Consider the following 23,638-nt stretch of genomic DNA (forward strand, 5'->3'; position numbering starts at 1 on the left):
TTATTTATTTTTTGAATCTATTCGTTTATAATAAATTCAAAGAAAACGTTTGCATAATTTTTTCTAGGGGGAAATACCATGGCAGAACTGAAATTAGAAAACATTTATAAAATATATGATAATAACGTAACCGCTGTAACAGATTTTAATTTACACATTCAAGATAAAGAGTTTATCGTATTTGTTGGTCCTTCTGGATGCGGAAAATCTACAACATTACGAATGGTAGCTGGACTTGAAGATATTTCAAAAGGAGAATTTTCAATTGATGGTAAGCTAATGAATGATGTTCCTCCAAAAGATCGTGATATCGCAATGGTTTTCCAAAACTATGCTCTTTATCCACATATGAGTGTATATGATAATATGGCATTTGGATTAAAGCTTCGAAAAATACCAAAAGATGAAATCGATCGTCGTGTGAAAGATGCCGCACGAATTTTAGGGCTTGAACAATATTTAGATAGAAAACCAAAAGCGTTATCAGGTGGACAACGCCAACGTGTTGCGTTAGGTAGAGCAATCGTTCGAGACGCGAAAGTTTTCTTAATGGATGAACCATTATCAAACTTAGATGCAAAACTCCGTGTTGCAATGCGCTCAGAAATTTCTAAGTTACACCATCGCCTTGGAACAACGACAATTTATGTAACACATGATCAAACAGAAGCAATGACAATGGCTTCCCGTCTTGTTGTTATGAAGGACGGAAAGATTCAACAAATTGGAACTCCAAAAGAAGTATATGAAACACCTGAAAACATTTTTGTTGGCGGATTTATTGGCTCTCCAGCTATGAATTTCTTCCGTGGTACATTAACTGAAACTGATTTCGTTATAGATAATTCATTGAAAATCAAAGTATCTGAAGGAAAAATGAAATTATTACGTGAACAAGGTTATGTAAATAAGGAAATCGTTTTAGGAATTCGTCCTGAAGATATTCATGATGAACTACTATTTTTAGAGGCTTCACAATCTACTACTTTCACATCAAAAATTGAAGTTGCTGAGTTGTTAGGTGCTGAATCCATTTTATATATGAAACTTGGAAATCAAGATTTTGCAGCACGTGTTGATGCAAGACATATATTCTCACCTGGAGACCAAATTAAATTAGCATTTGATTTAAATAAAGCGCATTTCTTTGATAGCCAAACCGAACAACGTATTCGCTAAAAAAATTTTCTTGTATATAACATACAAAAAAACCGTCCACATACATTGAGGGCGGTTTTCATTATTATACTAGGGCTTCTACTGTATGAAATGATTGTCCTTTCGTGCTAATAATACCGAAAATCGGTAAGTCACTAAGCACCACTTCTTCTTGCTGTTTCATAAAAGATGACGTTAATTGTTTTATCTCTATCCAAACGTCATTAATACAAAGTACATTGGAATCGTTCTCTTGTTGGCGAGAAAAAATAGAATCTATTTTATATAAACCAGCATTTTGAAAAAGCATATCAATGCGACTGAATGCATTCAAAGTAATACTGATAACACGTTGCCAATCTCCTTGTTTTTCCATATCATAGGATACAAAAAGGGCTTCTCCGCCTAGATTCGTAATTTCCTCCACTGTTGCTTGTCCACTATCTTGATCAATGTCCGTCACAATTACTTTTGCGCCTTGTTTAGCCAACAAAAGAGCTGTATTACGTCCAATACCGATGCCACCGCCAGTTACGATAGCAACTTTTCCTGCAAGCTTCATTTTCATTACCCCTTCTATAAGTCTTACCGTCATTCAGTATACTCCTTTATAAGATTAGTCTGCAAGCAAGAAAAGTTACTCTTTTATTTGTAAGCGATTACTTTTTTACTCCTTCTTTTTTCTTACTATTACACTGATCGAAAACGAGACCAATGAAAATTAAAATCCCCCAAAAGATTATGCTACCTCCCGTCATTACAGCTTCCCCCTTCATTATATAAAGATATTATTTTCATTTATTATACCATTTTCTTAATTTTCAATCTATTGAAAAAGGACTTTCTACTTCGAAAAATATCCTTCCATAATAAAAAACCTTTTTATGTACAAGCATAAAAAGGTTTTTTATTATACTAGATTCATCACTTTTGTCTTTGTAATTAAATCATGAAAACCGCAATTATCTTTGCGGAACAACATCATATATACGTTGCATATTAACGGAATTCCAAGTAACAACATGTTCGGTAATAACAATACAAAAAATCGTAAAGTTAATGTTTGCAACGTTAATTTTTCACTCGTCAATGAAATCAATTTTGTTCTCGTTATTTTTTTCCCAAGTGTAACACCGTTCCAAATAAAAGGTAACAAAATAAAATATAGAACCATTAATATGAAAACTACTGCGAGATCATATCTATAGTCACGGAAACTTATATTAAACCGATTAAAAATAGCACTATAGTTTCCGGTCATAACAGCTACTACTGCACCATACATAACCGAGATTAAAAACATGTCAATTAGGGAAGCACCTATGCGATTCATTACAAGCGCTGGACGATGCATCTTCAACTTCATTTTATGTCGACTCCTTCGTATCCTTCTTTACCCGTTACATCGTACCACTTCTAAAAAACATTGTAAACTGGCGTTTCTCTTACTTTTCTTGTACAATGTGTTACAACAGCATTGTAAAGGAGGTTCCCATATTGAAAAAATGGATAATCCTATTCGTCGCCGTCCTATTAACTGCTTGTACAGGAAATACAAACCATGTATCTTATACGATTAACGATGAATACGAACTCATACGTACTTCTGGAAATGCATTTGAACTGTTCCCTACGCAAGATGCTGTATATGCCACACAATACATCCCTGCCAAAATTACAGACATCGCTTGGGATGATAAATACATTATTGTAAAACAAACAGAGGAAAAGTCAGATCCAAATAACCCTGACGCAGCAATTGCAAATAAAAAAAGTGAACATTATTGGATTATTGACGTAAAGCACAATAAACGTTTCGGTCCCTATAATGAAAAACAATTTAATGAACAAAAAGATGCGTTTAAAATTAAAGTGCCTTTTCAAAATGTAGATTCATACATAAAAGAAATAAAAAAACAGTCAGCATAATATATAGAATGCTGACTGTTTTTCCTTATATCATTTTAAAAACATATTACTCAGAAAGTGAAATGTTAAAACTTTGTGATTCTTTAACAGTTTCTTGTGTTTCTGTGTCTCCTGCCATTAAATCATCCGTTGTAAATTTAATATCCTTTACCTTTTCTTTTCCATCATCAAGTATTAAACCGATAATTCCATCTCTTGTTTCACCAGGCTTATAATCTTCTCTTGATACATTTTTCGTACCAACGAGCGTATCTTCATCATATAAAAAGTTTTGAGTCGCTACTTTAAAATGTTGCTTATCATTAATCGTAACATCATTCATAGAGAAAAATTGCATGTTTTTATTCCCGCTATTTTCCACCTTATATGTAATTTCAACGTAACGAATCGTATCACTAATCTCTGTTCCACTTAGCGATGCATATAATTCAGCATCTTCTTGACTTACCTTATCGCCCAATCTACGCTTTACTTCGTCAGGAGTTAATGCCGTATATGCTTTTAATGTATTTTTTGCGTCTTCACTCATTTGTGATAAAGAGATTACTTTCACATCTTGTACATGAATTTTCATTGGTGCTACTTCAAATGTTTGATTCACAGAATGTATCTGCTCTAACTTGAAAGTACCCCATCCTGTTTCTTTCACTTTTTGCCCAATTTTTTTTAGCTCACGCCCACCATATTCTTTTGTTTCAGGAATAGATTCTTTCTTCTTCGGTTCAGCTTTCTTTTCTTCTTGATGGAAGCAACCACTTAACATAAGAAGAAAACTACATAAAACAAAAATACTTTTCCATGCTTTCATCATTTAATTTCTCCTAACACTATCATTCATTAAAATAAATTAGTCCCTAGTCTTGTAAACTATAGAAACAATAAGAAGTCCACAAAACGAACTTGTCAGTCCAGATACTATTATACCCCCTATTTGGAAAATATGAAAATAGGGATTTACGAACGCGTGAACGATAAATATAATAGTTGCCACAATGATTGCCGAAACCCAATACTTCCTTTTTTCTGAAGCTATAATAATATCTTTCCCTGTTTCATCTTTATACTTCCATAGTACGTGTAATAGTAATAATAAACCAACACATGTACTCCCATGTTGCATATATTTATACACCGGAATACTATGTAATTCTCTTTGTAACAATGGTATTTCCATAACGAAGTAGCCTGTATTATGAGTAAACGCATCCCAAACAACATGCGTGAGCATACCAAATAAAGCAGAATAGCAAAATACAAAGAAATCCTTCCATGTATGAAGTCCCCACCTCTCATCTACTGCATATGTATAGTAGCCAGCAAATGGTTTAGGTAAATGTGTTATAAACGGCTTTTTTAAAATGTAATGATATATGTATGCTAATAGAAAGACAAGAGGTAAATTTAAATATAAGAACCCAAGCCACGTATGTCCAATCACGCCATATGGTCTAAAGTGTAAAAAATATTCAAAGTCAGGTGCCATACTACCTAATATAAGAGCCGTTACTGAAATATAATTAACCTGCTTTTTAGAAAAAGGGAGAACAGCTGCTGGATGCGCAAATGTAAACGGCATATTTTAACTCCTTTTCATATTTCCAATAGAATATCATCTATCATAACGAGAGAATTGACCTTCATGCAATGTTTATTTTCACATTGGAATATGATAGTTTCCATGTTATAATCCTCATGAAATATTCAGAAAATAAAATGGGAGTTCTCATGTCATTAACACTTTTCTTTTTTCTATGGAAGAACTTAAAAATTATAAAATATACGCCTGCTCTCGTTGGCTTTATAAGCGTTCTTTTCATTTTTATATTGCAGAGAATGACGTTCGGCTGGGAAAATCTCGGTTTTGGCGCACTTTATTAGCAAGTCGTCTTACACTTGTATTTTTTGCTTTTTTTAAATCAAAATCCGTTATGAATTGAGGTTTATATATTGATTGACGTACCCTTTTTAAAAAGTGTCACATTAAAAAAAGAAGATATCCCTAGCTTTTCCGCATATCCTTACTGTTTACCCGCTATTCGAACATTACAATCGCTCCTTTTCCATCCAAATGTAACATTCATTATTGGAGAAAACGGAACAGGTAAATCAACACTACTTGAAGCAATTGCAATTGCTTTAGGTTTTAATGCTGAAGGTGGAACGAAGAATTTCCGTTTTAGCACAAATAATTCACATTCATCTTTACATGAATATCTTCGAATTTCCAAAAGTTTCAATACACCAAGCGATGGTTTCTTTCTTCGCGCTGAATCATTTTATAACGTCGCTTCTTATATCGATGAAATGGATGCTGATCCAGAAGCACGCGGAAATCCAGTTATTGACTCATATGGTGGTATCTCACTACACAAACAATCACATGGCGAATCATTTTTCTCCTTATTTATGAACCGTTTTTCAGGACAAGGTTTATACATTTTAGATGAGCCTGAGGCAGCTTTATCCCCGATGAGACAACTTTCCATGCTCATTCGAATGCACGAACTAGCTGAACAAGGTTCACAATTTGTTATTGCCACGCATTCCCCTATATTAATGGCTTATCCTGAATCTACTATATATTCTTTAACACAAGAGGGGATTCACGAATCATCTTTAGAAGAAACGGAGCATTATCAAACGACGAAACTTTTCTTTGAAAATCGCGATCGATTATTCCATCATCTATTTGAGTCGTAAAAAAGAAGCAGCAAACGCTGCTTCTTTTTTATAATGCTTCTATAAATAAGGCAACCCCGATACCGCCACCGACGCATAAAGAGGCAATTCCTTTTTCTAATCCACGTCTTTTTAATTCATGAATTAAACTTACAGTGATACGAGCTCCTGTACAACCGATTGGGTGTCCAAGTCCTACACCACTACCGTTTACATTCACTTTTTCACGGTCTAAACCTAATTCTTTCTCTACAGCTAGGTATTGCGCAGCGAAAGCTTCATTAATTTCAAGTAAATCTGCATCTTCTAATGACCAATCTACTTTTTCTAATCCTTTACGAATTGCTGGTGCTGGTCCAATTCCCATAATTTTAGGATCTACTCCAGCTACTGAATAGCCAACAATTCTAGCTAACGGTTGTAAGCCTTTTTCTTTCGCTTTTTCTTCACTCATTAATACTAGAACTGCACTTCCGTCATTAAGACCAGATGCATTCCCTGCCGTTACAGATCCATCTTTACGGAAAGCTGGTTTTAATCCAGCTAATTTTTCCGCTGTAATATCTGCACGCGGATGTTCATCCTTAGAAAATACAATTTCTTTTCTACGCTCTTTTATTGTAATAGGAACAATTTGATCGTCAAAGTATCCAGACTCGATTGCTTGTAGTGCCAATGTATGACTGCGAAGCGCAACTTCATCTTGTTCCTCTCTTGTAATTTCATATTGTTCAACTAAATTTTCCGCTGTTTCACCCATCATAATATGATGAATCGGATCTTCTAGCACTTCCCACACCGTATCACGAATTTCTCCGTGCTGTAGACGTTGTCCCCAGCGGTGCTGTTTCAATGCATAAGGGCTCGAACTCATCGCTTCTACTCCACCTGCAATAACAACATCACTCACACCTAATTGAATTTGCATTGCAGCTGACATAATTGCTTGCATACCTGAAGAACATTGGCGTTGGATTGTATAGCCCGTAACTGTGTCAGGAAATCCTGCCGCTAATGCAGCCGTTCTCGCCGTATTTGCTTCATCAGTTCTTTGAATACAATGACCTAAAATTACTTCATCAACTTCATGTGGTTCTACCCCGCCTCGTTTTACAGCTTCCTGAAGTACAGGAACAGCTAATTCTACTGGTGTTATATTTTTTAGTGCTCCTCCGAAAGTTCCAATTGGTGAACGAACTGCAGCTGTAATGACAACATTATGCATTTTGTACTTGCCCCTCTCTTATGTACCCTAGTCAGTTTTTAGGTGAAATTCCATAAGATGTATATCTAAAACTATCATACTATAAACATACTAAAAAATCAAAATATTTAATATAATAAAAATAGAAGGAATTAACCTTCTATTCTGTTAATGCGTATAGGAATTTTTGTAAAATCTTCTCTGTTGTTTTATTCAAATTCGGTAACTTATCTACCGGAAAATATTGAAGCTGTAATCCTTCATGATCAAGCTTAACTTCCCCACTCACATGATGCCCCTGATACAGATGAATGACATTAAAAATTTCATCTCCATTTGGATATTGGAAGTACACTTCTTTTCCCGAAAGAACCCCGATAAATTGCATAATTTTCGCGTTTAGTCCCGTCTCTTCAAATAGTTCTCTGCGAGCAGTTTCTTCTGTCGTTTCTCCTAGCTCCATCGCTCCGCCAGGTACACCCCAATCATATGTGTCTGAACGATATTGAAGCAATACTTCTTGCCTATCATTTAATATAATAATTGCTGATCCTACTAAAATAAGTGGCCTTGTACCAACGACTTTACGTAACTCTTCAATATACCCCAATATGTAAACTCTCCTTTCCTCACCCTCCCTTATCATAACAAAATTTTTCTCATTTTGTTGATGTAAATTTCAAGAAAAAAAGGAAGCTTTCGCTCCCTTTTTTCACTTTATTTCTTAAAACTTTCATATTTTACAGCTTCAAAAGCTTCTTCAATTTCATCATTACGATAATGAACGTATGTAAAACGCCCCAATTCTACTAATCTTGCTATTTCTTGTAACGCTTTATGTTGATCATATGTTTCCCCCAGCTTAATATGTACGTAAAACTTCATTAATGGATGTTCATATACAGGTTCTCCCACCTCTACATATACATCTTCAACCCCTTGCACAACTTTTACATAACTCGCAAATTGATAAAGAGCTTCTCTGTCTGAAACGATTTTTAATGTATACATATATTCTCCCCCTTTCCTTTACTATATCAAAAAGATGACCATACTACGTTATAGAACTATGAAATTTTTTCGACTTGTAGTCTATATATTCATGTAATAAACAAGGCGTTTATCCATACATAGCACCTTTTTCTCACATATATTATAGGAAGAATTTTTTCATTTGAGGTGTTCCCTATGGATCCATACGTCAATATATGTATTTGCATTACGCCAGGCGCCAACATTTCTGAAGACCGTATCGCAAAAGATTTAGCAGTCGCAGAATCAATTTGGCACCCCATTACATTTCAAATTCAAGAAGTAATTGTATTAAATGAGCTTTTTCGTTTTTCAGACCGTGAAATTAGTTATAAAAATTCTATTCAAAGTCAGGAAAAATTAGCATCCTTTTTCCAAACGTGTGTAAATGAAGCTCCAGAATGTGATCTTTATATTTGTTATATTGGCAGTGATTATTTTAAAGAAACAGCAGTAATTGCCTGTGCTTACTCTTTAGCTAAACAACAACAACTTACTGGTTATATCGTTTTAACAAATTCAGCCGCTCCTATGAAAAATATATATACGCTCGCTCACGAAATTGGCCATATTTTATTCACAAGGCGCGTTCACGGAAAACTTACACATGCAGATCCTCATTCTCCAACTGGCTCGGAACACCACCCTTCTCCATCAAATCTGATGTACCCTATAGTCCCCCGCCCAGAAAACGTCCATATTCATTCCTTATTAACAAACGAACAAAAAGAACTCTCTTTACAAAGCTCTTTATTACAAAGAAAAAAACAGTAACAATCTTATTACTGTTTAAAACAACTTATTTAATCAACAAACCAAGTCCCGGCTGCTAGAAATAAAAATAGACAACTAAACGTAAATGTAATCCCTCTAAAAATCCCTATATAATATTTCTTTGGAAATAATTTTTTGCATATCCAGAGCAGCCTTTTTCCTATTAACCCGAAGAACAAAATATATCCTGATGTGTCATCTAATAAAGTATCAAAATAGTTATCATGTACCTTTTTTCGAAAAGGTAGTATATAGCCCGAAAATTGTTAAACCTAGAAATATAATAGATAATATACCTAGAAATATACTTTGCATATTTGTTCCCCTCTCAATAAAATATTCCGTTCGCTCAATATCAGTAAAACACTAGTTTACAGTTTTTTGCTCTTCATTTTTTAAAGACCATCGCATTAATACATATAAACTTCCATACAGAAGTAAAGGCTCTAGTATTCCCCAATATGGGTTTTGCTTTCCTAATTCTTTAAATACAAACATAATTAATAGCGGTATAATAACAACTAGCATTCCAATCCATCCAAGTATGTACGCTTCCCCAATTAACAATACTAATAAGACAATTCCAGCTAGTATGTAACTTTGTATAGTAGTTAATTGCAATACAGGTGTCCCATACCATTTATTCATAAACATTAATAATACTAGTAATAAAATTGGTAGCAAAGCTGCTACATAAATAATGCTAAATTCTTTTATTTTGCTTTTAAATGATGACATCTTAAAAGCAAAAATAATATCCACAATAGTAATCATTAAAACAATTGGGTATCCAATCAATTGTACATTCGTTAATGTAAATTCATGATTCGGACTTTCAAATAAAATATTTGTAAGTAACCAGTATCCACCAATACCAATAATCATTCCTAAAATACTTTTTATACTCCCGCTTTTATCCTTCTCCATCTCTTTCACCAATTCTTCTGCATACTCTTTTGGTGAATCACCAAATATATCACTTACCGTCTTCCCCTTTTTTTCACCTTCTATTAAATGAAGTTCTGCATCTTCTAGAAAAGCGTCCACATCTTCTTCTTTAATCCCTTTTGTTATTAAATATACTTTCGTATCGATTAAAAACTCTTCTCCTTCTTTAGAAACCTTCATTATAACCCCTCCCTTAATTAACCGTTTCTCTTCTATTCGTCTTCATCATAATTTCAACGAAAATTAAAATAAATAAACTTCCGTATAAACATATAATCTGAAATAACATTGGCATGAGATCTTCTGATGTAAATGCTTGAAATACTAACATAATAGAAAGAGGAATAATTAAATATAAGTTTTTAAACCATCCTTCAAAATACATGTTTATAGCTACTGTCATGATAAAGATCCCACCAGCTAACATATAACTTTGCATTTGGGTGAATGTAACCATCTTTGTAGGATATATTACATCTAATATCGTAACAACTCCTAATAAAAACATTGGAGCGATCATGACTAAAGACCACATAGAAAACCACGTTTTTGTAAAGCTTGTTACAAAGGTCATTTTACGAAGCAAAAAATTAGGGCCTAACACAGCTAACATTAATGTGAAACTATAACCAATGCACTGAATAAGTGAAATTTGTAACTTTCCGTTATTCACTATTAAAATAGAAGCAATAATCCAAAATGCTACGATATTCATTACTGTAAAACCAATTTGCTTCCACGTTTCCTGTCTATCTCTTTCCATCACTTTTACAAGTTCATTAGCATATTCTTTCGGCGAACTTCCAAAAATTTCTTCTACACTTTTCCCGTCACTCTCACCTTCTATTAAATGCAACTCTGCATCTTCTAAAAAGCTTTCCATATCGCTTTCTTTCACACTCTTTGCGGTCAAAAACAATCTCATATCTAACAAAAACTTTTGTGCTTCACTTGATAGCATTATTTTCTTCCCTTCCCTTCAAGTAGACGTTCTACACTACTTTGCATCGCTTCCCAGCGACCCATAAATTCATCCAGTTCATCTTCTCCCTTTTCTGTTAACGTATAATACTTCCTTTTTGGACCAGATGGAGATTCCTTCATTACACTTGATATTAGCCCCTCTTTTTGCATCCGTATTAACAACGGATAAATACTTCCCTCACTCGCCATTGTAAAACCATACTTCGCTAGCTTTTCACTCATTTCATAACCGTATATTTCACCTTCAGAAATAATAGCAAGTAAGCATCCTTCTAAAATCCCTTTCAGCATTTGACTTGTCGACATAATTGAAATCCTCCCACTATCTTGTTTTACAAGATAGATAAGCGTAAGTATCTTGCTTTACAAAATAGTATAGCAGGGACTATTTTGTAAAACAAGATAGCTAACGGATTTTTTCCAAATGTTTGCAGGAATTTCGTAGTTCCCCCTCTAAATAGAGCAATGAGGGAACTTTTATTATGAAGGAGTGTTTTTCATCATGGTTACAAATCGAGTTGTCTTTTTAACAGGTGCTGCGAGTGGTATTGGTTATGAAATGGGGAATGCTTTTGCAAAAGAAGGCGCAAAAGTTGTTATTACTGATCGCCTTGAAGATCGTGCGAAAGAAGCTGCTGAGCAATTACAAAAAGAAGGCTTTCAAGCTATCGGTTTACAATGTGACGTTACATCTGAAGAAGAAATTACAGTAGCGCTTTCTCAAACAGTTAGTCATTTCGGTTCATTAGACGTATTAATTAACAATGCAGGAATGCAACATGTTTCACCGATTGAAGATTTTCCAACTGAGAAATTCGAGCTTCTTATTAAAATTATGCAAATCGCTCCATTTATCGCCATCAAACACGCTTTTCCTATTATGAAAAAACAAAAATACGGCCGGATTATTAACGTCGCTTCTATTAATGGCCTTGTCGGATTCGCCGGAAAAGCTGCCTACAATAGCGCAAAACATGGCGTAATTGGACTGACAAAAGTTGCCGCATTAGAAGGTGCTACCCATGGAATTACTGTTAATGCACTTTGCCCTGGTTATGTCGATACCCCTCTTGTACGTAATCAACTACAAGACTTAGCTACTACACGAAATGTACCGCTTGAAAATGTTTTAGAAGATGTCATTTATCCACTTGTACCACAAAAACGTTTATTACAAGTACAAGAAATTGCTGATTATGCTATGTTTTTAGCGAGTGAAAAAGCAAAAGGCATAACTGGTCAAGCTGTCGTTATCGATGGTGGTTATATTGCTCAATAAAGTGAAACTTTAATCAGTGGGGCTTCATCCCCCACTGATTCGTAGCCCTCACCAATCGGGCTTTTACGGGCAGTTAATGCGTGATAAAAAAATAAAGTTTGCTCACGAAGAGCAAACTTTATTTTTTATCACGAGGATCATCGTACTTTAGTAATTGCTGTGGCAGTTTCTCTATCGCAACAGTTATCCCATCTAATTTACTTTCAATTCGATGGAGTAAATATAATGTTACAACAATTGGAAAGCCTACATTACCTATCATCCCGATCCACTCTTCCATCCTTCTCTCCTCCTTTCATTATATAAATAAGGGGAAAAGGCACATTTAGGCATAAAAAACAAGCTATTATGTATTAGCTTGTTTTTCAAATAATGATGCAATTTCTCGCTCATAATCTCCACGTATAATACCTTTCTCAGTAATAATACCTGTAATTAATTCATGCGGTGTTACGTCAAATGCAGGATTATAAACATCTGTACCAATCGGTGCCACTTGTTTGCCAAAAATTTTCGTAACTTCTGTTTCATCTCTTTCTTCAATAACAATTTCGGTACCTGTTTGTTTCGTAATATCAAACGTAGATAACGGAGCTGCAACGTAAAATGGAATTTCGAAATACTTTGCTAATATAGCTAAATTCATTGTTCCGATTTTATTTGCCGTATCTCCATTTGCGACAATTCGATCTGCCCCTACGATAATTGCATCAATTTCTTTCGTACGAATTGCATGAGCTGCCGTATTATCTGTAATAAGCGTCACATCAATACCCGCTTGCTTTAACTCCCATGTCGTTAAACGGCCACCTTGTAAAACCGGTCTCGTTTCACATGCATACGCATGTAAGTGTACACCTTTTTCTTTCCCGATATAAAACGGCGCTAATGCAGTACCATACCTTGCAGTTGCAATACTTCCAGCATTACAAATTGTTAAAATGTTATCACCGTCTGTAAAGCATGTTAACGCATGTTCCCCAATACTCCGGCATACCTCTTCATCTTCCTGCTGAATGCGAAGCGCTTCTTCTTCTAATGTTTTTTGCGCTTCTTTTATTGTAATAGTCTCTCGAATAGATTCTCTCATACGATCAATTGCCCAAAACAAATTCACTGCCGTCGGTCGTGATGTCCCTAAATAGTTACAATCTCTATTAAATATCTTCTGAAATTCTTCAATATGTATCGTGTTATATTTTTTTGATGCAAGCGCCAAACCAAATGCTGCTACAATTCCAATTGCGGGTGCTCCGCGTACTTCTAGCATTACAATACTTTTCCATACCTCTTCAATAGTCGTCAACGTTTTATATTCTGTACTATACGGCAACTTTGTTTGATTTAATACCGCAATTGCATCACCTTTCCAACTTACAGACCTCGGAACAGTTACAAATGTACTCATGCTTTTATGCCTCCTGAAACTGTCTGTTGAAATAATGTTCGAAACAGTTGAATATCAGCACACTTAGATTCATATTTTATTAGTTCTTTTCCTAAGTACAGCGCTTGCTTCTTAGCTTGAATTCTTCTTTCTTTATTTGCTATTTCATCTAAATCCGCTACATGAGCTAAACCAATTGTTCTACGAATCAGTTCACATCCGGCAAATCCGACGGCATCAGTAAAGATATTTTGCAAAATAATTGGTAACCATTGTTTTTCTTTCGTATATGCTTCTACCCCTTCTCCAATCCATAACTTCGTAAAAGTTTCTACAAAATAACTCCATGTCTTTTCTATATGGAAAAATAGTACACTTCTCTTTTCTTCTTCTCTCGATAAAGCATTTAATAATAAATTTGCAATAAATTGACCGATATCAAAGCCAAATGGACCGTACGTTGCAAATTCTGGATCAATCACTTTCGTTTCAGAAGGTGATGAAAAAATACTACCAGTATGTAAATCACCATGAATAAGCGCTTCTTTTCTCGTTAAAAACTTATATTTATATTGTGCTACTTTTAGTTTTAAAATTTTGTCACTCCAAAGTTCATCAATCACTGACTGTAAATCTGACTCATAATCATTCGTATCGTAATGTCCAAACGGATCCGTAAAAACTAAATCTTCTGTAATTTTACTAAGGTCTGGATTTACAAATGTACCTTCTAGCACCCTTTTCTCTTCTGACTGTAAACCGAAATCTGAAGTATAAAATAAAACATGTGCTAGAAAACGACCGATATGCTGGGATAAAAGTGGATATCCTTCTCCATCTATTAATCCTTTTCTTGTAATTGTTAGTCTTGATAAGTCTTCTATTACTGTAACTGCTAACTCTTCATCATGACTGTACACTACCGGAACATAATCTGGTACATACTTCGCGAAAATTTGTAATGCCTTGCTTTCAATCGTCGCTCTTTTTATAGACAACGGCCAGCTCTCACCAACTACTTTCGCATATGGAAGTGCTTGTTTTATTATAATTGATCTCTCTCCATCAACTAATTTGAACACGTAATTTAAATTTCCATCTCCTATTTCATGACAAACTACATTCGCCTTCTTGTCAAAATATCCATGTTCTTTCGCATATTGTACAGCTGTTACTTCTGTTAATGAATAATATCCCATCGTCTTTTCCTCCTTTTTAAATTCAGAGGTTTTTCTAACGCAGAAAAACCTCTTTCCACTAAGAAAGAGGTTTGAAGTTTATCTTCTCCCCTCTTATCTGCCAGAAATTTTACTTTCTGCTGGAATTAGCACCGTGCCTTTTGGCGTCATAAACGCCCCATTTCACAATGGTATTACGGTCGGTTGCTGGGCTTCATCGGGCCAAATCCCTCCACCTGCTCTTGATAAGAGTTATATGATTTTTTAGAATTTTTAACTTTATGTTGAAGACTATACCAAGAATAAAAATCACTTGTCAATATTTTATTTGTATAGTTCTGGACGGCGATCTGCAAAAACTGGAATTCCTTTACGTACCTCTTTAATCTTCTCGAATGTAAGTTCTCCAAATAAAATGGATTCCTCTTTATTTGCCTCTACCACGACTTCACCCCAAGGATCCACAATTAGAGAATGACCTGCAAACTCATTATTCGGATCCTTTCCTGACCTATTGCATGCAACAACATAACATTGATTTTCAACTGCTCTTGCTTGCAATAGCAAACGCCAATGTGCTAAACGAACTAATGGCCATTCTGCTACAACGAAGAAAACTTTTGCCCCTTTAGCAGTATGAACGCGCATCCATTCTGGAAAACGAATATCATAGCAAATTGTGCCAGCGCACTCGATATCATCTAGTTTAAATTCACCTGTTTCATTACCCGCTATTAAATATTTGTGTTCATCCATAAGCTGAAATAAATGTACTTTACTATATTCATTGACTAGATCTCCTTCGTTGTTTACGACATACATTGTATTGGTAACCCCTTGCTCTGTTTGCTTTGCTATAGAACCACCAACAATATGTACACCATATTGCTTCGACCATTCTTTCAACCTTTCTTTCGTTTCTAATCCATCTCTATCTGCAATTTCAGAAAGCCTCGTTAAATCATATCCTGTTGTCCATAGTTCTGGTAAGACGATAACATCTGGTCTTTCCTTCATCGCTTCGCTTATTTTGTTTTTAGCGTTCTCCATATTTTTTTCTACATCTCCAAATACAATATCCATTTGAATACATGCGACTTTCATTTTTTCAGCCCCATTCTTAATTTTCTCTTTACAAAATACTGGAAAGATTATATCATTTGTCACTAGAATTGTAACAACTTTCAAAAGAGGTGGAAAGTATGAAATTATTTCAACCTTCTGAGATAGTAACATCATTGCCAACACAATTTTTCGCTTCACTTGTTGCAAAAGTTAACAAAGTCGTTGCGGCTGGTCACGATGTTATTAATCTAGGTCAAGGTAATCCAGATCAACCAACACCGCAGCATATCGTAAAAGCTTTACAACATGCTGCAGAAAAGACCATTCATCATAAATATCCGCCATTTCGCGGACACGAAAGCTTAAAAGAAGCCGTGGCAACATTCTATCAACGTGAATATGATGTAGTAGTAAATCCAAAAACTGAAGTTGCTATTTTGTTTGGTGGAAAAGCTGGATTAGTAGAATTACCAATGTGTTTTACCAATCCTGGTGATACGATTCTCGTTCCCGATCCAGGCTATCCAGATTATTTATCCGGAGTTGCTTTAGCAAAAGCGCAATTTGAAACAATGCCGCTTATTGCCGAAAATAAATTTTTACCAGATTATACAAAAATTGATGACGCTATTGCGAAACAAGCAAAGTTAATGTTTTTAAACTATCCAAACAATCCTACTGGTGCTACTGCATCAAAAGATTTCTTTGATGAAACCATTCATTTTGCTAATAAACATAATATATTAGTCGTTCACGATTTTGCTTACGGTGCGATCGGATTTGATGGTCAAAAACCGGTTAGTTTCTTGCAAGCAGACGGTGCAAAAGATATAGGAATTGAAATTTACACATTATCCAAAACTTTCAATATGGCTGGATGGCGTATTGCTTTTGCCGTAGGGAATGAAAGTGTCATCGAAACAATTAACCTATTGCAAGATCATATGTATGTTAGTATTTTTGGTGCAGTTCAAGACGCTGCCCGCGAAGCGCTATTAAGTTCACAATCTTGCGTCGTAGATCTTGTAAATAGTTACGAATCTCGAAGAAATGCTCTTATTTCAGCTTGTCACTCTATCGGTTGGAATGTAGACATCCCAACCGGATCCTTCTTTGCATGGCTTCCTGTACCAGAAGGATATACATCTGAGCAATTTTCTGATATTTTGCTAGAAAAAGCACACGTTGCAGTTGCTCCTGGTGTTGGATTTGGTGAACACGGTGAAGGATACGTCCGCGTTGGTCTCTTGCATACAGAAGAACGATTACGAGAAGCAATTAATCGAATTGATAAATTAAATTTTTTCAAAAAGTCGTTGACAACATGAAAAATATCTGACAAAATTCAGTTATCTTAAAAATTTAAACATTTCTAAATACTTCTTATCAAGAGCAGGTGGAGGGACGAGCCCGACGAAACCCGGCAACCGATCTACAATTGTAGACACGGTGCTAATTCTCGCAGCATTACGCTGACAGATAAGGAGCTGGTTGTAAAAAAACCTCTCCTTAGCTGAGAGGTTTTTTTATTTAACTAGGAGGTTATAACAATGAGCGGAATTATAGCGACGTATTTAATCCATGACGATTCACTTAACTTAGACAAAAAGGCTGAACAAATTGCACTCGGTTTAACAATTGGCTCTTGGACTCATTTGCCACATTTATTACAAGAACAATTAAAACAACATAAAGGCAACGTCATTCATATTGAGGAATTAGATGAACAAGAACATATCAATTCGTATCTACGCAAAAAAGTAAAACGTGGGATTATTAAAATCGAATACCCATTATTAAATTTCAGTCCAGATTTACCAGCGATTTTAACAACTACATTCGGAAAGTTATCACTTGATGGCGAAGTGAAATTAATTGACTTAACGTTTTCAGACGAATTAAAAAAGCACTTCCCTGGTCCAAAATTCGGTATAGACGGTATTCGAAATCGTGTACAAGTGTATAACCGTCCCCTTTTAATGAGCATTTTCAAAGGAATGATTGGACGAAATATTGGATACTTAAAAACTCAATTACGCGATCAAGCAATTGGTGGTGTGGATATCGTAAAAGATGATGAAATTTTATTCGAGAACTCCTTAACACCACTTGCGAAGCGAATTGTATCTGGAAAAGAAGTTTTACAATCCGTATATGAAACATACGGCCATAAAACATTATATGCCGTAAATTTAACAGGACGAACTTTCGACTTAAAAGAAAATGCGAAACGCGCAGTGCAAGCTGGTGCTGATATTCTATTATTTAATGTATTTGCTTACGGACTAGATGTACTACAATCACTGGCAGAAGATGATGAAATCCCAGTTCCTATTATGGCACACCCTGCTGTAAGTGGTGCTTATTCAGCATCCAAGCTATATGGGGTCTCATCTCCATTATTACTTGGAAAGCTACTACGTTATGCTGGTGCTGATTTTTCTTTATTCCCGTCTCCATACGGAAGTGTTGCGTTAGAAAAGGAAGATGCTTTCAACATTTCAAACTATCTAACTGAAGACGATGCGTTTTTCAAGAAAAGTTTCTCTGTCCCATCTGCTGGCATTCATCCTGGTTTCGTTCCCTTTATTCTACGAGACTTCGGTAAAGATGTTGTTATTAATGCGGGCGGCGGTATACATGGGCATCCGTATGGGGCGCAAGGTGGTGGAAAGGCTTTCCGTACTGCAATTGATGCTACTTTGCAAGGTAAACCACTCCATGAAGTAGATGAAATAAATTTGCATAGCGCACTACAAATATGGGGAAATCCCTCTCATGAGGTGAAATTATGAGTATTCAAGTATTTTGTGATTTCGATGGTACGATTACAAATAACGATAACATTATGTCGATTATGGAAAAATTCGCACCACCAGAAGCAGAAGAAATAAAGCAAAGAATTTTATCACAAGAGCTTTCTATTCAAGAAGGTGTTTCCCAATTATTTCAATTGCTACCTACTAATTTGCACGATGATATAATTCAATTTTTAAAAGAAACTGCCGAAATTCGTAGTGGCTTTCGTGAATTTATACAATTTGTAAATGAAAATAATATTTCTTTTTACGTTGTATCAGGTGGAATGGATTTCTTCGTCTATCCACTCCTACAAGGAATCATTCCAAAAGAGCAAATTTACTGTAATGAAACAGACTTTTCAAATGAATACATTACAGTTAAGTGGCCTAACCCTTGTGATCATCACTGTCAAAAGCATTGTGGATTATGTAAATCATCTTTAATCCGTAAATTAAGTGATACAAATAATTTCCATATTGTAATCGGAGATTCTATTACTGATTTACAAGCTGCGAAACAAGCAGATAAAGTATTCGCTCGCGATTTCCTTATTACAAAGTGTAAAGAAAATCATATTGTTTATACACCGTTTGAAACATTTCACGATGTTCAAGCTGAATTAAAACATTTGTTGGAGGTGAAATCATGAAACAACTGTTTCGTCAATGGTATGACTTAAGCGAGATTAAAAAAGAATTAACAACTCGAAATTGGTTTCCAGCAACAAGTGGCAATATTTCTATAAAAGTTAGTCATGAGCCGCTTACTTTCCTTATTACAGCAAGCGGTAAAGATAAAACAAAAACCACTCCAGATGATTTTCTATTAGTAGATCATGCAGGAGTTCCTGTTTTAGAGACTGAATTACGCCCTTCAGCAGAAACAATATTGCATACACATATTTATAACAATACGAATGCCGGGTGCGTACTTCATGTTCATACAACGGATAACAATGTCATCACAAATTTGTATAGCGATACAGTCACCCTTCAAAATCAAGAAATCATTAAAGCTCTTGATATTTGGGAGGAAGGTGCAACAATTCACATTCCTATTATCGAAAACCATGCTCATATCCCAACACTTGGGGAGAACTTCCGAAAACATATACAAGGAGATTCGGGAGCAGTATTAATTCGAAATCACGGCATCACTGTATGGGGCCGAGATAGCTTTGATGCAAAGAAAAGATTAGAAGCTTATGAGTTTTTATTCCAATTTCATATAAAACTATTATCAATTCAAGGAGGCGTTTCTAATGGCGCAAATTCGTATTCATGAAGTAAATACTCGCATTGAGAATGAAGTGGAAGTATCAAAATTTCTACAAGAGGAAGGCGTTTTATATGAGAAATGGAATATTTCTAAACTTCCTACTCATTTAAATGAAAATTATTCGTTAACAGATGATAACAAAGCTGAAATATTAACTGTTTTTTCAAAAGAAATCGCTGATGTTTCAGCACGCCGAGGTTATAAAGCGCATGATGTAATTTCACTTTCAAGTAGCACACCTAACCTTGACGAATTATTAATTAATTTCCAAAAAGAACACCATCATACTGATGATGAAGTTCGCTTTATTGTCAGTGGCCATGGCATCTTTGCTATTGAAGGCAAAGATGGAAAATTCTTTGACGTTGAACTTGAGCCAGGCGACCTAATCTCTGTTCCTGAAAATGCAAGACATTATTTTACTTTGCAGGATGATCGTCAAGTTGTAGCTATTCGTATTTTTGTTACAACTGAAGGCTGGGTTCCAATCTATTAAGGTAGCTAGTTGAATAAAAGGACTTGGACCCCCTTTTCCAACCTTTTATTCACTCTACATATATACATCCTCCTATGGAACAGGCTTATTTCCAAAAATGAAATAGGCCTGATTTTTTATTTATTCAAAGCATCTTTCCTCTTCTTCCAAGAAACAATCTATCCACTCGATTTTTCAAGTGTATTTCTCAACCCTTTTTGAACATTTGTTGAACTTTTTTTGGATTTTTTCTGAAAATTCTGTTTTGTATATGATATACTACAACTAATAAGAAGGAAAATAATATTGCAAACAGAGGGGGATAATCATGAGTTTACTTATCGCACTTATACTAGGAGTTTTATGCGGAGCTATTCCTGTTATTTTAGGAGCTATTATGGAAGAGTTAGAAGTTGGTGTTTTAGGTTTTGTCGCCTCTTGTGTAAGCGCTTTATTTTTTGGTTTATACGGCGCTATTCCTGTTGCTATTCTGTGCGCATTTTATATATTACGCCACGCTCGCTCAAAACAATTTGGCGCTAACCACATGGCGCAAGTTATCCCATTCCCGGTTGAACGGTGCCGTCGAGCTTCTAGCTTATAATTATAAAAATGAAATATATTTACCTAAATAAATAAAAGTCCTCAAATGAGGACTTTTATTCAGGCTGTGGAGAAAGTCTTCTCCACAGCCTGTTTATGTGTCTGAACCTCTTTTTATGTGTCAACACTGATAAAAAAGAGGTAAAGGAGAGATTTTTTATGATGGGTGCTTTAAAAAATCATCGTGATGAGCGTGTATCCGTTTCTGTAGAAGAATTAGTTCCGCAAGACCATTTCCTTCGTGCGATTGAAGCGACAATCAGTTTTGATTTTATTGAGGAAAAGTTACGCCCTTATTACTGTGAAAACAATGGTCGTCCGTCAATTCACCCTATCGTTTTATTTAAGATGATGTTTATCGGATATTTTTATGGTATTCGTTCAGAGCGACAATTGGAAAAGGAGATCAAAACGAATATTGCCTACCGTTGGTTTCTAGGTTTTTCTCTATCAGATACAATTCCAGATCATTCTACAATCAGTTGGAATCGCCGTACTCGTTTCATTCATACAAATATTTTCGAAGAAATTTTTGATGAGATTGTGTGTCAAGCGACCGAGCACCGTATGGTGGGAGGACGTGCGTTGATGACAGATTCTACACACATTAAGGCGAATGCCAATAAAAATAAATTTGTACATAAATATAAAAAAGAAAAGGCAAAGTTCTATATAGATGAACTAGAAGCTGCGGTAATCGAAGATCGTGAGGTACATGGAAAAAAGAATTAAGACCTAGAAAGGAAAGTGATACCCCCACTAAAAAAACTCGTATCAGTACAACGGATCCAGATAGTGGATTTTTAATGAGGGATGGAAAACCGAACGGTTTTCATTTCTTAGATCATCGTACGACTGATGCGAAATATAATATTATTACAGATACCTATATAACGGCTGGAAATATGGCGGATTCCGAGCCGTATTTAGCACGTCTACAAGCTCAAACTAATAAATTCGGATTCAAAGTTGAAGCTGTAGCTCTTGATGCAGGCTATTTTACAGGTTATATCTGTAAGAAACTATCAGAACAGAATATATTTATGGTGATGGGGTATCGCCGATTTGGAAAGCGAAATAAAGACGTTCCGAAAAGCCAATTTAAATATGTAAAAGAAATGAATGTATTTGCTTGTCCGATGGGATGTATTTTAGAATATACGACAACGGATCGCGAAGGATATCGTCAATATAAATCAAATCCAGAAGACTGCGCTGTTTGTCCGCTACGTGAGGTATGCTTTTCAAAAAAACAAAAACAAAAAGTTATCACTCATCATATATGGGAAAAATATAAAGATATCGCTAGAAAAAACAAACTAACAGCTACAGGGAAAAGACTGTATAAAGTACGCTGTTCAACTATAGAGCGAAGCTTTGCGGATGCCAAAGAACTACATGGCTATCGATATGCTCGGTTTCGAGGGCTGAAGTCTGTCCAAATGCAAGCTTACCTCACCGCAGCTTGTCAAAACATGAAAAAAATAGCCCTTCACCTAACCAAAAAAGGTCTGGTGGAGGGCTGTTTTTCTAAAATTTATTATTTTATATTGTTTTCATTTACTAAAATTAAAAAGGATTGCAGAATGTTGGGAACCCTAAAGGGTTTCCCAACACTCTGAATAAAAGTCCTCAAATGAGGACTTTTATTTATTTTCTTCTAGAAATTGAAACAATTCTTGTAGATGTAACGCATCTTCACTATAGCTAACAGACACATGGCATATATCGTCAATCTCAGCTTGCATATAAAGATCCACTCCATCACGATCATATTTTAATGCCAAATAAAACTCCATTTCTTCTAACATCTTTTTTGAAGTTCGAATGACATAATGCCCTTTCTCATCTCTTCCATATTCAAAGTTTGGTTCAAAATCATATTTTTGTTTAAAGGCTTCCTTTTGTTTTTCATTGATTTGTATACAAGTTGCTCGCTGCACAGCATCAATTATCTCATCAAACTTTTGGAGATCCATCTCATTTACCCCCTTATATACTTTTTATATAACACTTGTGTTCCGCTATTTTCTTCTCCATCCATAATTAACTCTTCATACAATTCTTTCGCCAAGCTTAAACCTGGTACTGGTAATTGTAATTTTTCAGCCTCATCTAAAGCGATTTTCATATCTTTCATAAAATGCTTTACGTAAAACCCTGGCTCAAAGTCTCCTTTTAACATTCGAGGAGCTAAATTATTTAATGACCAACTACCTGCTGCACCTGTTGAAATACTCTCTAATACTTTATCTGGATTTAGTCCAGCCTTTTTCGCGTAAGCAACAGCTTCACATACTCCAATCATGTTGGATGCAATTGCAATTTGATTGCACATTTTCGTATGTTGTCCACTCCCAGCTGGTCCTTGTAACTGAATATTTGTTCCTAGTTTTTCAAATAACGGTAAACATCTATCATATATGTCTTTCTCTCCACCGACCATAATTGCAAGTCTTGCTTCTTTAGCACCAACATCTCCTCCAGATACTGGGGCATCTAACGTAAATACATTCTTTCTTTTACCAACTTCATTTATACGTTTTGCCAATGTTGGTGTAGATGTCGTAAAATCAATGGCTATCGTGCCTTCATTTGCATTCTCTATAATCCCTTCACTTCCAAAGTACACTTCTTCAACATCATGTGGATATCCAACCATAGTCATTACAACATCTACTTGCTTCACTAACTCTTTCGGTGTATCACACCAATTTGCACCATCTTGTACTAAAGAATCTGTCTTCGCTTTCGTTCTATTATATACATATACTTTATGACCTTCTTGCATTAAATGACGAACCATACTTTTTCCCATTACACCAATACCGATGAAACCTATTGATAAAATTTTGTTTTCCAT

The 23,638-nt window shown here is 35.3% G+C and carries 29 protein-coding genes, 2 pseudogenes and 2 riboswitches; of the genes and pseudogenes, 13 read left to right on the top strand and 18 right to left on the bottom strand.

All coding sequences use genetic code 11. The features are described 5' to 3' along the window. Positions 1–78: 78 nt before the first annotated feature. Positions 79–1,179 (top strand): ABC transporter ATP-binding protein, encoded by a 1,101-nt coding sequence (locus tag MHH42_RS20275; protein WP_000818938.1) that lies wholly within the window; start codon positions 79–81, stop codon positions 1,177–1,179. Positions 1,180–1,243: 64 nt separating this feature from the next. Here the strand turns inward: MHH42_RS20275 and MHH42_RS20280 are convergent, their stop codons facing one another. From MHH42_RS20280 to MHH42_RS20290, 3 genes are all read right to left on the bottom strand, one after another. Further along, positions 1,244–1,753: an SDR family NAD(P)-dependent oxidoreductase gene (locus MHH42_RS20280; protein ID WP_000218407.1), complete on the bottom strand. Its 510-nt coding sequence runs from the start codon at positions 1,751–1,753 to the stop codon at positions 1,244–1,246. 64 nt (positions 1,754–1,817) lie between these two features. Beyond that, positions 1,818–1,916, bottom strand: coding sequence for a hypothetical protein (locus tag MHH42_RS20285; RefSeq protein WP_000145635.1), 99 nt, complete (start codon positions 1,914–1,916; stop codon positions 1,818–1,820). Between the two features lie 152 nt (positions 1,917–2,068). Next, a complete protein-coding gene (locus MHH42_RS20290) occupies positions 2,069–2,524 on the bottom strand; it encodes an RDD family protein (RefSeq protein ID WP_340893976.1) in 456 nt (151 codons plus the stop codon). 131 nt (positions 2,525–2,655) lie between these two features. Between MHH42_RS20290 and MHH42_RS20295 the strand changes: the two genes are divergently transcribed. Further along, the gene (locus MHH42_RS20295) at positions 2,656–3,087 is read left to right on the top strand and encodes a DUF3997 domain-containing protein (protein ID WP_000758796.1); all 432 of its coding nucleotides are present in this window, start codon (positions 2,656–2,658) and stop codon (positions 3,085–3,087) included. Between the two features lie 46 nt (positions 3,088–3,133). Here MHH42_RS20295 and MHH42_RS20300 read toward each other — a convergent pair whose 3' ends face one another. Then, positions 3,134–3,898: a hypothetical protein gene (locus MHH42_RS20300; RefSeq protein ID WP_000973887.1), complete on the bottom strand. Its 765-nt coding sequence runs from the start codon at positions 3,896–3,898 to the stop codon at positions 3,134–3,136. Between the two features lie 36 nt (positions 3,899–3,934). Then, positions 3,935–4,663: a DUF4184 family protein gene (locus MHH42_RS20305; protein WP_001116887.1), complete on the bottom strand. Its 729-nt coding sequence runs from the start codon at positions 4,661–4,663 to the stop codon at positions 3,935–3,937. 116 nt (positions 4,664–4,779) lie between these two features. On the opposite strand from MHH42_RS20305, the pseudogene MHH42_RS20310 reads away from it, so the two are divergent. After that, positions 4,780–5,024, top strand: a pseudogene (locus MHH42_RS20310) (hypothetical protein). Positions 5,025–5,034: 10 nt separating this feature from the next. After that, on the top strand, positions 5,035–5,787 hold the full coding sequence (locus MHH42_RS20315; protein ID WP_000567990.1) for an AAA family ATPase: 753 nt from the start codon (positions 5,035–5,037) through the stop codon (positions 5,785–5,787). Between the two features lie 28 nt (positions 5,788–5,815). On the opposite strand, the gene MHH42_RS20320 is transcribed toward MHH42_RS20315, so the two are convergent. The 3 genes from MHH42_RS20320 to MHH42_RS20330 form a co-directional block, all read right to left on the bottom strand. Continuing rightward, complete coding sequence (locus tag MHH42_RS20320; RefSeq protein ID WP_000552062.1) at positions 5,816–6,991, bottom strand: acetyl-CoA C-acetyltransferase; 1,176 nt, start codon at positions 6,989–6,991, stop codon at positions 5,816–5,818. A 139-nt stretch (positions 6,992–7,130) separates the two neighbouring features. Further along, positions 7,131–7,580, bottom strand: a complete 450-nt coding sequence (locus tag MHH42_RS20325) for an NUDIX hydrolase (RefSeq protein ID WP_000540531.1) — start codon at positions 7,578–7,580, stop codon at positions 7,131–7,133. A gap of 107 nt (positions 7,581–7,687) precedes the next feature. After that, complete coding sequence (locus MHH42_RS20330; RefSeq protein WP_000288323.1) at positions 7,688–7,981, bottom strand: DUF3928 family protein; 294 nt, start codon at positions 7,979–7,981, stop codon at positions 7,688–7,690. 177 nt (positions 7,982–8,158) lie between these two features. Here MHH42_RS20330 and MHH42_RS20335 point away from each other — a divergent pair, with 177 nt between their 5' ends. After that, positions 8,159–8,776, top strand: a complete 618-nt coding sequence (locus tag MHH42_RS20335) for an ImmA/IrrE family metallo-endopeptidase (RefSeq protein WP_000371630.1) — start codon at positions 8,159–8,161, stop codon at positions 8,774–8,776. A 29-nt stretch (positions 8,777–8,805) separates the two neighbouring features. Here MHH42_RS20335 and MHH42_RS20340 read toward each other — a convergent pair. From MHH42_RS20340 to MHH42_RS20355, 4 genes and pseudogenes are all read right to left on the bottom strand, one after another. Then, positions 8,806–9,091, bottom strand: a pseudogene (locus MHH42_RS20340) (DNA-binding protein). Between the two features lie 51 nt (positions 9,092–9,142). Further along, positions 9,143–9,904 carry a DUF1129 domain-containing protein gene (locus MHH42_RS20345; RefSeq protein WP_070173723.1) on the bottom strand — a complete coding sequence of 254 codons (762 nt, stop codon included), beginning with the start codon at positions 9,902–9,904 and terminating at the stop codon, positions 9,143–9,145. 13 nt (positions 9,905–9,917) lie between these two features. Continuing rightward, the gene (locus MHH42_RS20350; RefSeq protein WP_000952880.1) at positions 9,918–10,685 is read right to left on the bottom strand and encodes a DUF1129 domain-containing protein; all 768 of its coding nucleotides are present in this window, start codon (positions 10,683–10,685) and stop codon (positions 9,918–9,920) included. Continuing rightward, complete coding sequence (locus tag MHH42_RS20355) at positions 10,685–11,014, bottom strand: PadR family transcriptional regulator (protein WP_000107973.1); 330 nt, start codon at positions 11,012–11,014, stop codon at positions 10,685–10,687. The genes MHH42_RS20350 and MHH42_RS20355 overlap by 1 nt, the downstream gene beginning before the upstream one ends. A 196-nt stretch (positions 11,015–11,210) precedes the next feature. Here MHH42_RS20355 and MHH42_RS20360 point away from each other — a divergent pair, with 196 nt between their 5' ends. Further along, on the top strand, positions 11,211–11,987 hold the full coding sequence (locus tag MHH42_RS20360) for a 3-hydroxybutyrate dehydrogenase (protein WP_016109050.1): 777 nt from the start codon (positions 11,211–11,213) through the stop codon (positions 11,985–11,987). 118 nt (positions 11,988–12,105) lie between these two features. Here the strand turns inward: MHH42_RS20360 and MHH42_RS20365 are convergent, their stop codons facing one another. The 4 genes from MHH42_RS20365 to MHH42_RS20380 all read right to left on the bottom strand — a co-directional run bounded on the left by MHH42_RS20365 (position 12,106) and on the right by MHH42_RS20380 (position 15,740). Continuing rightward, positions 12,106–12,267, bottom strand: a complete 162-nt coding sequence (locus MHH42_RS20365) for a YvrJ family protein (protein WP_000393323.1) — start codon at positions 12,265–12,267, stop codon at positions 12,106–12,108. 66 nt (positions 12,268–12,333) lie between these two features. After that, positions 12,334–13,395 (bottom strand): S-methyl-5-thioribose-1-phosphate isomerase, encoded by a 1,062-nt coding sequence (mtnA, locus tag MHH42_RS20370; RefSeq protein WP_097837467.1) that lies wholly within the window; start codon positions 13,393–13,395, stop codon positions 12,334–12,336. Then, positions 13,392–14,573 carry an S-methyl-5-thioribose kinase gene (mtnK, locus tag MHH42_RS20375; protein ID WP_016109051.1) on the bottom strand — a complete coding sequence of 394 codons (1,182 nt, stop codon included), beginning with the start codon at positions 14,571–14,573 and terminating at the stop codon, positions 13,392–13,394. The genes mtnA and mtnK overlap by 4 nt, the downstream gene beginning before the upstream one ends. A 90-nt stretch (positions 14,574–14,663) precedes the next feature. After that, a riboswitch (SAM riboswitch) is annotated at positions 14,664–14,804 on the bottom strand. A gap of 72 nt (positions 14,805–14,876) precedes the next feature. Next, complete coding sequence (locus tag MHH42_RS20380) at positions 14,877–15,740, bottom strand: carbon-nitrogen family hydrolase (RefSeq protein WP_016109052.1); 864 nt, start codon at positions 15,738–15,740, stop codon at positions 14,877–14,879. 14 nt (positions 15,741–15,754) lie between these two features. Here MHH42_RS20380 and MHH42_RS20385 point away from each other — a divergent pair, with 14 nt between their 5' ends. The 7 genes from MHH42_RS20385 to MHH42_RS20415 all read left to right on the top strand — a co-directional run bounded on the left by MHH42_RS20385 (position 15,755) and on the right by MHH42_RS20415 (position 22,397). After that, positions 15,755–16,945, top strand: coding sequence for a pyridoxal phosphate-dependent aminotransferase (locus MHH42_RS20385; protein ID WP_000765540.1), 1,191 nt, complete (start codon positions 15,755–15,757; stop codon positions 16,943–16,945). Positions 16,946–16,997: 52 nt separating this feature from the next. After that, positions 16,998–17,103: riboswitch (SAM riboswitch) on the top strand. A 64-nt stretch (positions 17,104–17,167) separates the two neighbouring features. Further along, the gene (gene mtnW / locus MHH42_RS20390) at positions 17,168–18,412 is read left to right on the top strand and encodes a 2,3-diketo-5-methylthiopentyl-1-phosphate enolase (RefSeq protein WP_097837466.1); all 1,245 of its coding nucleotides are present in this window, start codon (positions 17,168–17,170) and stop codon (positions 18,410–18,412) included. Further along, positions 18,409–19,068 (top strand): 2-hydroxy-3-keto-5-methylthiopentenyl-1-phosphate phosphatase, encoded by a 660-nt coding sequence (locus MHH42_RS20395; protein WP_097837465.1) that lies wholly within the window; start codon positions 18,409–18,411, stop codon positions 19,066–19,068. Before mtnW ends, MHH42_RS20395 begins: the two co-directional genes overlap by 4 nt. Next, positions 19,065–19,703 (top strand): methylthioribulose 1-phosphate dehydratase, encoded by a 639-nt coding sequence (locus MHH42_RS20400; protein ID WP_000811318.1) that lies wholly within the window; start codon positions 19,065–19,067, stop codon positions 19,701–19,703. The genes MHH42_RS20395 and MHH42_RS20400 overlap by 4 nt, the downstream gene beginning before the upstream one ends. Further along, positions 19,681–20,193 (top strand): 1,2-dihydroxy-3-keto-5-methylthiopentene dioxygenase, encoded by a 513-nt coding sequence (locus MHH42_RS20405; RefSeq protein ID WP_000057312.1) that lies wholly within the window; start codon positions 19,681–19,683, stop codon positions 20,191–20,193. Before MHH42_RS20400 ends, MHH42_RS20405 begins: the two co-directional genes overlap by 23 nt. A 307-nt stretch (positions 20,194–20,500) precedes the next feature. Further along, entirely contained in the window at positions 20,501–20,776 is a 276-nt protein-coding gene (locus MHH42_RS20410; protein WP_000054649.1) for a hypothetical protein, read from the top strand. Between the two features lie 158 nt (positions 20,777–20,934). Beyond that, positions 20,935–22,397 (top strand): IS1182 family transposase gene (locus tag MHH42_RS20415; protein ID WP_445286052.1). Its coding sequence is split into 2 segments (ribosomal slippage): positions 20,935–21,496 and positions 21,496–22,397, totalling 1,464 coding nucleotides; the frame shifts between segments, so codons are not numbered across the junction. A gap of 24 nt (positions 22,398–22,421) precedes the next feature. Here MHH42_RS20415 and MHH42_RS20420 read toward each other — a convergent pair. Together MHH42_RS20420 and MHH42_RS20425 are read right to left on the bottom strand one after the other, a co-directional pair. Beyond that, complete coding sequence (locus MHH42_RS20420) at positions 22,422–22,754, bottom strand: DUF3909 family protein (RefSeq protein WP_097837464.1); 333 nt, start codon at positions 22,752–22,754, stop codon at positions 22,422–22,424. 5 nt (positions 22,755–22,759) lie between these two features. Then, complete coding sequence (locus MHH42_RS20425; protein WP_000428222.1) at positions 22,760–23,638, bottom strand: NAD(P)-dependent oxidoreductase; 879 nt, start codon at positions 23,636–23,638, stop codon at positions 22,760–22,762.

The sequence above is a fragment of the Bacillus sp. FSL L8-0099 genome (assembly GCF_038006385.1).
GTDB classification, from domain to species: domain Bacteria; phylum Bacillota; class Bacilli; order Bacillales; family Bacillaceae_G; genus Bacillus_A; species Bacillus_A toyonensis.